The sequence below is a fragment of the Microcoleus sp. S28C3 genome, assembly GCF_036700785.1.
Lineage (GTDB): Bacteria > Cyanobacteriota > Cyanobacteriia > Cyanobacteriales > Microcoleaceae > Microcoleus > Microcoleus asticus.
The window spans coordinates 21,751-31,997 of record NZ_JAUBPO010000087.1; the positions used below are offsets into that span (position 1 = coordinate 21,751).

The 10,247-nt window shown below is 42.8% G+C and carries 4 protein-coding genes; 3 read left to right on the forward strand and 1 reads right to left on the reverse strand.

Annotation, left to right across the window (positions count from 1 at the left end; all coding sequences use genetic code 11):
* Positions 1–32 precede the first annotated feature (32 nt).
* The gene (locus QUA13_RS23235) at positions 33–5,333 is read left to right on the forward strand and encodes an AAA family ATPase (RefSeq protein ID WP_333202298.1); all 5,301 of its coding nucleotides are present in this window, start codon (positions 33–35) and stop codon (positions 5,331–5,333) included.
* 482 nt (positions 5,334–5,815) lie between these two features.
* Here the strand turns inward: QUA13_RS23235 and surE are convergent, their stop codons facing one another.
* Positions 5,816–6,493 (reverse strand): 5'/3'-nucleotidase SurE, encoded by a 678-nt coding sequence (gene surE, locus QUA13_RS23240; protein ID WP_333202300.1) that lies wholly within the window; start codon positions 6,491–6,493, stop codon positions 5,816–5,818.
* A 730-nt stretch (positions 6,494–7,223) separates the two neighbouring features.
* On the opposite strand from surE, the gene QUA13_RS23245 reads away from it, so the two are divergent.
* Positions 7,224–7,958, forward strand: coding sequence for a PEP-CTERM sorting domain-containing protein (locus tag QUA13_RS23245; protein WP_333202302.1), 735 nt, complete (start codon positions 7,224–7,226; stop codon positions 7,956–7,958).
* A gap of 320 nt (positions 7,959–8,278) precedes the next feature.
* The gene (locus QUA13_RS23250; RefSeq protein ID WP_333202304.1) at positions 8,279–9,706 is read left to right on the forward strand and encodes a DUF3370 domain-containing protein; all 1,428 of its coding nucleotides are present in this window, start codon (positions 8,279–8,281) and stop codon (positions 9,704–9,706) included.
* Positions 9,707–10,247 lie beyond the last annotated feature (541 nt).

Below are 10,247 nucleotides of genomic sequence, written 5' to 3' on the forward strand. Positions count from 1 at the left end.
AAAAAGGTCAAAGAAGAAAGGAAAGTAAAAATATGATAGTTCTTTCGGGATACGAAATTATAGAAAAAATTTACGATGGAGTAAGGACTGTTGTATATAGAGCTAAAAAAGATGGTTACAGACAACCAGTTATCATTAAAATTATTAAATATGATTATCCTAGCCTTGAACAAATCACCAATTTAAGGCAAGAATTTATAATTACTCAAAATTTAGAGTGTGAAGGAATTGTCAAAACTTACAACTTAGAAAATTATCAGAATAGTTTAGCGCTAATATTAGAAGATTTTGGGGGTCTATCCCTTTATCATTTTATGGCAGCCAATAACCTGTCAATAACCGAGTTGTTGAGGGTAGCGCTCGCTCTATCCGAAACTTTGATCTATCTCCATCAAGTACCGATAATTCACAAAGACATTAAGCCCTCAAATATCATTATCAATCCAGCAACCGGAAAAGTAAAACTGACTGACTTTAGTATTTCATCGCGCTTGGAATTGAAAAACCAAAGCATTAGCAATCCCAACTTGCTAGAAGGGACTCTCGCTTATATGTCACCCGAACAAACGGGAAGGATGAATCGAGCAATTGACTACCGTACCGACTTCTACTCTTTGGGAGTTACTTTCTATGAAATACTGACCAACCAGTTGCCATTTACTACCACCGATCCGATGGAGTTGGTTTACTGTCATATTGCCAAACAACCCGTCCCACCTAAAGAGGTAGCAGAAATTCCTCAAGCGGTTTCAGATATTGTGATGAAACTGTTAGCAAAAAATGCGGAAGACCGATATCAAAGTGCGGCGGGATTAAAATTTGACCTGGAAACTTGTTTGCAGCAATTGCAGACAACTGGAAAGATTGAAAATTTTCCCATCGGTCAACGCGATCGCGGCAACCAATTACTAATTCCCCAGAAGCTTTATGGTAGAGAAACCGAAGTCCAAATTCTTCTAGATGCCTTTGGACGAGTCAGCCTCGGTGCTACCGAAATGATGTTAGTTTCCGGTTATTCGGGGATTGGTAAAACTTCAATCGTCAATGAAGTTCATAAACCAATTGTAGCAGCTAGGGGATATTTTATTGCGGGTAAGTTTGACCAGTTTAAACGCAATATTCCCTATGCGGCGTTAATCCAAGCATTTCAAGAATTAGTTCGTCAGCTATTAACTGAAAGTTCCGAACAGATTGCTCTTTGGAAAGAAAACTTATTAAATGCGCTAGACAATAACAGTCAAGTTATTATTGATGTTATCCCCGAAGTCGAACTAATTATCGGTAAACAGCTTGAAGTTCCTCAACTGGGTTCATCGGAATCCCAAAACAGATTTAATCGGGTATTTCAACAATTTATTCGCGTTTTTTGTCAACCCGAACACCCGCTAGTCATATTCCTAGACGATTTACAGTGGGCAGATTCGGCATCTCTAAAGTTAATCCAACTCTTAGTCACTGACCCAGATAGCAAATATTTATTAACGATTGGAGCTTATCGAGATAACGAAGTCAGTCCCGTTCATCCTTTAATTCAGACAATAGAAAAAATTCAAGAAACTGAAACGGTGGTGAATAATATCACCATTCAGGCGCTGGCTTTGGGTAGCGTCAACCAATTAATCGCCGACACTCTGGATGCCAGCGTAAATTCAGACAAAATAAAAGTTTTTTCCGAGTTACTTTTTAATAAAACCCAAGGCAATCCGTTTTTCTTAACCCAGCTACTCAAAACCCTGTACTCGGAAAATCTGCTAGTTTATCAGGTAGAAACAGACCGCTGGGAGTGGGATATTCAACAAATACAGGCGATTGGCATCGCAGATTTTAATATCGTTGAACTGGTTGCTCGCAATATTCGCAAACTCCCTGAAATAACCCAGAAATCATTAAAATTAGCGGCTTGTATCGGCAACCAATTTAACTTAGAAGTTTTATCAATTGTCAATGAAGAATCAAACATAGCGACGGCTGCTCATTTGTGGGAAGCACTGCAAGCAGGTTTGATTCTGCCGCTGTCTGAAAATTACAAAATTCCTCTAGTCTTTGCCCAGGAAGAGTTGGCATCTGTAGGAGATATCAAAGTTGAATACAAATTTTTGCACGATCGCGTGCAACAAGCAGCCTATTCTTTGATTCCAGAGTCAGACAAAAAAGCCACTCACCTGAAAATTGGTCAACTGTTGCTGAATAATACAACAGAGCAAGAGCGAAAAGATAATATTTTTGCTCTGGTTAACCAACTGAATTTTGGCACAGATTTGCTAACTAATCAGTCAGAAAAAGATGAGTTGGCTGAATTAAACCTGATTGCTGGACAGAAAGCGAAGGCAGCTACTGCATATGAAGCCGCTGTTAATTATTTGAATGTAGGTATAGAACTCCTGAGCCAAGATAGCTGGGAAAGTAGATACGATCTGACATTTAATTTTTATCGGGAAGCGGCGGAAGCCGAATATCTCAATGCCAATTTAGAACGAGCGGAAATTTTGTGCGATCGCGTGTTTCAAAAAGCCAAAACAATCCTCGAACAAGTCAACTTATACGAACTGAAAATTAGAATTTACCTCGCTAAAAATCAAAATAATGATGGCTTAGATGCCGGACTGCAAGTTCTAAAAATGCTAGGAGTGACCCTATATGAATCACCCCCGCAAGAACTCAATATTGAGGAGTTAGCAAACCTGCCTGAAATGAGCGAGTCCTACAAGCAGGCGGCTATGCAGCTTTTAGTTCTTATATTCCCACCTGCTTGCTTTGCAGAAAGCCCGCTATCGCTACCTATTATATATACTATGGTGGAACTTTCTCGTCAGTACGGGAATTCGCCGCAATCTACTTACGCCTATTCTGTTTACGGTATATTCGTATCTTGGCTATTCTCAGATATAAATTTATCCTATCAACTGGGGCAACTGGCTTTGCAGCTATTAGAGAAGTTAGATGCTAGAGAGTTTCGTTCTAAAGTTTTAGTTAATGTTTCCATCGGTATTATCCACCTCAAAAAGCATACTAGGGAAACGATAGAACCCCTTGGTCAAGCAATTAATAGCGGCTTAGAATTTGGAGATATAGAATATGCTTGTCATGCTGCTGATTACTATTGCTCGCATTTATTTTTTAAGGCAGAGCATCTAGACTACGTGCAAGAACAGCAAAAACTATATATTGACTTGGCAGAGAGATTGTCCCAAGAACACCAGTTATATTTACTCAAAATCCTCGGTCAATTAGTAGAAAATTTAAGGGGTATGACAGATAATAAGCTGATCTTGATGGGCAGCATATTAAATGAGGAAAAAGCTATCTCTTATTTAAGAGAAGTAAAGAATTTCATTTGCTTGTTCAGGCTTTATTTTTCCAAAACTGTAGTTTGCTATTTGTTTAAGCAGTATGAAGAAGCTATCGAGTTTGCAAGAGAGGGGTTGAAATATTCAGGTTACGTTCAATCAAATATTAGTTTTATTGAACATACTTTTTACTATTGTCTGCTTCTTTTAGCCCAGTATGCTCAGGAAGATTCAGGAGAGGAAGAAAAGAAACAAGAATACCTCAAGCAAGTAGAAGAAACTCAGAAAAGCATAAAAAATTGGGCGTTACATTGCCCAGCCAATTACCAGCATAAGTATGACTTAGTAGAGGCAGAAAAAGCCCGCGTATTGGGGCAATCTTTCTCAGCAATGGAATATTACGACCTGGCGATAGATGGAGCCAAGGAAAATGGATATGTACAGCACGAAGCCCTCGCCAATGAACTAGCAGCAGAATTTTATTTAACTTTAGGTCGTCAGAAAGTAGCGCGTACCTACATGATAGACGCTTACTATGCTTATATTCGCTGGGGAGCAAAGGCAAAAGTTAAGGATTTAGAAGAGCGCTATTCTGAATTACTCGCACCAGTCGTCGGTAGGAAAAACAGCCTGACGAGTGGAAGAGGCGAAACGATTGTTCAGACCAGAACCACTGTCACTTCTACCAGTTCAGGTGCTGCAAACGAGCTGGATTTATCAACAATTATCAAAGCTTCCCAAGCGCTCTCAGGGGAAGTTAATTTAGATAAGTTACTCTCCAATTTGATGCAAGTCTTGCTGGAAAACGCCGGAGCAGAAAAATTTTATTTCATCATACCTGACCCAGCAGGTAAGTGGAAAATTGAAGCTCAATGTACGGGTGAACGATGTGAATTAATATCCAAGTCAGGGACTGAAAATCAAGTGATACCTATCTCGCTGGTTAATTATGTAGAACGCACGCAAGAAACTCTTGCGATCGATAATGCAACCACTGAAACCAGGTTTGCCTCTGACCCGTATATTATTCAGCAGCGACCTAAATCTATCTTGTGTAGCCCCCTGATTAATCAAGGTAAGTTGGTAGGCATCTTATACCTAGAAAATAATTTAACAGCGGGGGCTTTTACGCGCGATCGCCTAGAAGTCCTCAACATCATTTCCGCCCAAGCTGCGATCTCCATCGAAAATGCCCGTCTCTATCAAACTTTAGAAGAAAAGGTGCAACAACGCACCGCCCAACTCGCCCAAGCAAACCAGGAAATTAGCGGTCTCAACAACAAACTTAAAGCCGAAAACATCCGCCTCAGTGCTGAGTTAGAAGTCACGAAACGACTGCAACAAATGATCTTGCCCAAACAATCAGAACTAGATAAAATTAAAGGATTAGAAATAGCTGGATATATGCAACCTGCCGATGAAGTTGGTGGCGACTACTACGACGTGCTATCCCAAAATGATAAGGTAAAAATTAGCATCGGCGATGTTACGGGACATGGTTTAGAAAGTGGCGTATTAATGATTATGGCGCAAACCGCGGTCCGCACTCTCCAACAAATGAACGAAACCGATCCGGTGAAGTTTTTTGATGTGTTAAACCGCACCCTTTATGCCAATATCGAGCGCATCGACTCGTCTAAAAACATGAGCTTGGCTTTGTTAGATTATCAAGATAGTAACTTTACCCTCAGCGGTCAACATGAAGAAATAATTGTAGTCCGTACTGATGGTAACATCGAACGGATCGATACAATGGAACTCGGCTTTCCTGTGGGATTAGAGGAAGATATTGCTGATTTTGTTTCCCAAGTTCAAGTGCATCTTAATCCAGGGGATGTAGTAGTGCTTTACACAGATGGAATTACCGAAGCTGTAAATATAAATAAAGTCTATTACGGCATAGAAAGATTGTGCCAAGTGACCAAAGAAAATCGCCACAAAACGGCTGAAGAAATTCGACAAGCAGTAATCGATAATCTGCGGCAGCATATTGACAAACATAAAGTTTTTGACGACATTACGTTGGTAGTCCTAAAACAGAAATAACGCAAGTTGGTAATTGGTAATTGGTAATTGGTAATTGCTCAACTCGGGGAAAAAAGGGAGCCATTAATAGAGAGAGCTTGTTGAATGGATTGATAAGCAGTTAAACCCTGTCGCTTCCCAGTATTGACAACTGAACGAACGGCAGCAAACAAATCTCGACCCCATTCCGAACGGAAGCCATTGGTAACACGACGAAATATCACGCTCATCCGAATCGCCTGTTCACGCTTAATTATTCGTGGGCGGAATTGTCGCATCTTCCAAAAATAGAAATAAATTGTCAATCAGCCGACCATAGCGTTTTCGTAACCGGATACCATCCTTATGTTTTGGCTCTAAATGTGTTTGCTAAACTGCTACTTTCAAATGGCTTTTGCTTGGATAAAGCTGTTTCTGGAATGAAACATTCCGTCCCCGATCGAATTTAAGACCGTCTATTTAGACTTGGTTGATAAAAAATATAGTTCGATCGCCCAAATCTATCACAGCGATATCTGTGTCACCGCAATATTACCCTCAAAACACACGTCAACATCAGTCCCCGCCGCCCGATCGCGCGAGCCATATTCTCCCGCATAATAAAAGTATTCTCCCTCCACCCGGTACACCACGGGCAGCGGCTGGGTCGAAGGCTGGCAAAACACAATTTCCGGTTCCGCACTTCCCGGCGCTAAATGCGGCAAATTCACATTCCAAAAACACCCAGACTTTGGTGCCCGGTTCAGCAAATCCGCCAGCACCCGCGATGTCCAGCGAGTAGCGACATCCCAGTCAATTTCGAGCGGCCTTTTAATCCGGTGGGAAATGGCGATGCCCGGAATACCGTGCATGGCTGCTTCCCGCACAGCCGCCACCGTACCCGAAATATACACGTCAACCCCCAAATTGCCGCCCGCGTTAATACCCGAAAGCACCAAATCCGGCTTTGCACAAACGTGATGAAGAGCGATGCGCACGCAATCGGCAGGTGTTCCCCCTACAGCATACTCAAAGGACGATCGCCGATCGACATGAATCGGACTGTGGGTCGTCACTTGATGCCCGCAGCCCGACAATTGCCCTTGAGGAGCCACCATAATTGTTTTGCCGCTGACAGCCTGCAAAAGTGCCTGAATTCCCGGAGCGTCTATGCCGTCGTCGTTGGTTAAAATAATTTTCATTAAAAATTTGTCTGTTTGTAAGGTTATTGTGTCACTCGCAGGCGAGCCGATGCAATCTCAAATGGTAGGGGACGCGGGGATTGTGTCGATTTTAGATTTTAGATTTTAGATTTTAGATTTTAGATTTACTCCACAGATGTATCTGGGAGATTGGACAAGAGTCTAAAATTTTTGGCTTTCCACGACATTAGTCGGGGGCTTGTACCCATTTTTGGGCGGTGTCTGCATAAGGTTAAGTGTAGTGGACTTACGCACTGAGACTGGACTCGACCAGGTTTTTTCAGCGGTACCCCGGCTCTCCACGCCGTATTTTAGTCTCTCTAACCCGGTTTCTGCGTCCGGGAATAGTTACCAATTCTATATTTACTTACTGTGCAACTATATTTTACTTTCGCGTACATTTGGCGATCGGCAAACATATCCTCAATTTTTGTATAAATTATTGTCCTATGCTAGTAGGATTACGTAGTTAGCGGTTGTGACAACCGATGATCCCAAAAGTTGCAATAACGGATAGTTAACCGTGAAATGCCTCAGCACCAGTCATCCTAGCGCTTGCGACAAAACCGAGTTTACGAAAAGTTTAAGAATAAACCTCGCACCATATTGTTTTGGTAAAGGTATCAAAAATGTATAGACAAACACTTTTAAATGATAGATGCTGTAAGTAGATACCAAAAGAAATGAATAAAGTCAATCCCCCCAACGATATAAACAAGGTATTACTCTTATGAAAACCAACTTCGCCCAACCACTAACTGCCTGTATAGCTACCGCTGGTTTAGCAATTGCTTCTTCATTACTAACTGCAACGCAAGCCCAAGCATTCAGTTTATCGGTGGCTCCTCAGTACGGTACTACCAACGGCATTGGCACCGGCGCTACTGCAACATTGGACTTCAACTTTGTCCAAAGTGGAGCCGATTTGCTCCTGAATTTGGGCATCACCAATACCACTGGCACTCAGGCTACAGCCGGTGGTGCAAAAAACTCTTCTCTCGTTGCCGTGGCATTTGACGTATTGAGCGGCGTTAATGCATCGGTTAAATCTACCGCAGGCAGCACTTTTACAAAGTTTTGGAACAATGTTGATATTAGTGGCTTGCACAACGGTTTCGACTATGGCATTAGCACTCCGCGCAATAGCTTTAATGGTGGCAACGCTAATGGAGGCTTATATAAAAATGATTCTACTTTGGTTAGCTTTTTGCTAACTGGCAGCAGTCTGAGTGCGGCTCAGGCAGAAAGTGCTTTCTTGACGGGATTTCAGAATGGTACGCTTAAGGCAGGGGTTCGCTTCCAGCAGGTAAGTGGGTCTAATGTTGGTACCAGTGACAAAGTTATGGCGGGAGTTTCCGCTGATGCTGAGCCAGTACCCGAACCAACCACTATGGCAGGTATGGTGATGGGGTTGGGAAGTTTAGTAGCAGCCCGCCGCAAGCAGGCAAAAAAAGCCAGTGCGTGAATTTTCTCACGGGTGCGGGCCATCCATCGGAAGAAAAGCTCGCCGCATTTGTAGTGAATTCAGCTTAACTTCTAGTATCAACTCATGAGAGCCAGCGCAGCTATCGCTCTTCTGGCTCTTAATTTTTGCTCTACGTTTACCAAATCTACATTTTGTCAAGGTAGAGAACAAACAAAAAATTTGCGATGCCCGAATTTCCGCAAAAATTGACCTAAAATCTCAAAATCCCCAGAAAATATCAACCAACTTGTGGTAATGTTTTGTGTCGGTTGCTATGTCCAGGCAATCTTCTGCAAGTTCAGTTAAACGCGCTCACAGCAATGTTTTTGCCAATTCTACCCTTAGCTCAAGCAATCCCGACACCTCCCACCCAACAAGTCATCATCCAGCAAGAATTTTCGATACCGGAAAACGAACTGGATTTGCCAGCACCTCCAACAACCGGCCCGCTGAACACTGTGACGGTGCCCCAACAAGTACGCGTTTTGCCCGGACAACTCGACAACATCCCGGTTTTCAACAGCAACAGCCCCGAAGTCGTGCAAACCGAAGGAATTTTGCTTTCCACATTTCCCCCCGAAGGAAAACAACTACCTTCTGCACACTTAAACTTTCCCTTCAAAGGCAGATTTGACATCTTTGCCCACCACATCGCTAAAGCTAAAAATCGCCAAGAAACTCGCACCTTATTTCAAGGAATAATTGTCCGCAATCCCAACTCGGAACCTGTTACTTTAAAAGTATTGCAAGGAGCGACCTATTTAACTCGGCCGGATGCCTTGTTTGTTGATTTGCCGTCGTATTTAGAAAATCGATTTGGCACTGTGTTTGCGGGGCCTGGAAGCCGCATCACGAGCGATGTGCTGCGGGGATACAGACAAGCCATTTTGCCGGCTGCGATCGAGATTCCGGCGAATCAGAGCCGAATGCTGATGAATTTGCCGATACCTGTGGGGAATGTCACGCCTTCTTCCAACGGTCGATCGACTTTAATGCGAATGTCGAGCAGCAATTCGGTTTATGTAGCATCATTAGCAATGTTTGCTCCTAAAAGTCAAGGAGGAGTCGAGCAAGATCCGACTTTAGAACAGTGGGAAAATATTTTAAATACCAAAGGTTTAGCGGGGCCGAGAGATTTAGCACCAACTCCCAGAGGCGAAAATCCGGTGCAAAAAATTTACGGCCGCGTTGCGGGAGTAGCGGAAGGTTCCCAGTGGGAAGCTAAAATTACGGACAATTCGAGAACCGATTATTTAACTGTTCCCAAGCGCGGCGAGTCATTTTCCTATGCTTTGAGCACTACTGATACGGGTACTTTTGGCACTGGTCAAGTTCAAAGCGCTAAAATGTTAGCTCGCTATCCCGATACTGCTTACTTAGCTAATGGTAATTACGGGATTCAATATAACTTAACTTTTCCACTTTACAACAAATCTCGCCAGTCTCAATCTGTTAGCATTAAAATGCAAACACCGATCAAAGCAAATACAGAATCGGGGGGATTGATGTTTTATGACCCTCCCGAAAATCGGATATTTTTCCGAGGTACGGTGCGGGTGATGTTTAATGATGATACGGGCAAGACTTTGACGCGCTACATTCACATCGTGCAGCGCCGGGGACAGCAGGGGGAACCTTTGGTGAATGTGAACATGAAGCCGGGGGAACGCCGTTTGGTTCAAGTAGATTTCTTGTATCCGCCGGATGCGACGCCGCCGCAAGTCTTGACTGTGCGATCGAGTAATTAGTTTGTAGTCAGTAGTCAAAGGTTTGTAGTGAGGACTTTAGTCCGCATCAAGAAAAACTAAAATGTAGTCCATTTGGCTTTTTTTACCTGCTCACGCACTTGCCCATGTAGCACTCTCATCAGCTCTTCTATCACTCCCTGTGTTCGCCACTGCAAGTAAAGCCAATATACGGCCCTTGTAAGGGGGCCAATCCTTGGGTAGGTCTTACCAATTGCAGCCATTTTTTAGTTGATAGAAGATTCCATCTAAGATTTCTCTTTTTGTCCAGTTACATGGTTTTAGTTAGCTTCTTCCTGGGCAATATCTCATGTAGTATGGGTTCAATTATTTCCCATTCTGAATCCGTTAGACTGCTACAATAAGGCATGGCTGCTGCTGGATAATGCTTTTGCGGTCACGTATAACAGCGTAAAAGATGTCAAACGGGTTTTATATAGCGATCGCAAATGATTTGTAAATCCTCGAACGTGTATAATGAGGGATGTAAATCTAAGTAGGAGTTAAAATGATCCGAGAGAAATCCTCAGACAAATTTAGAGAA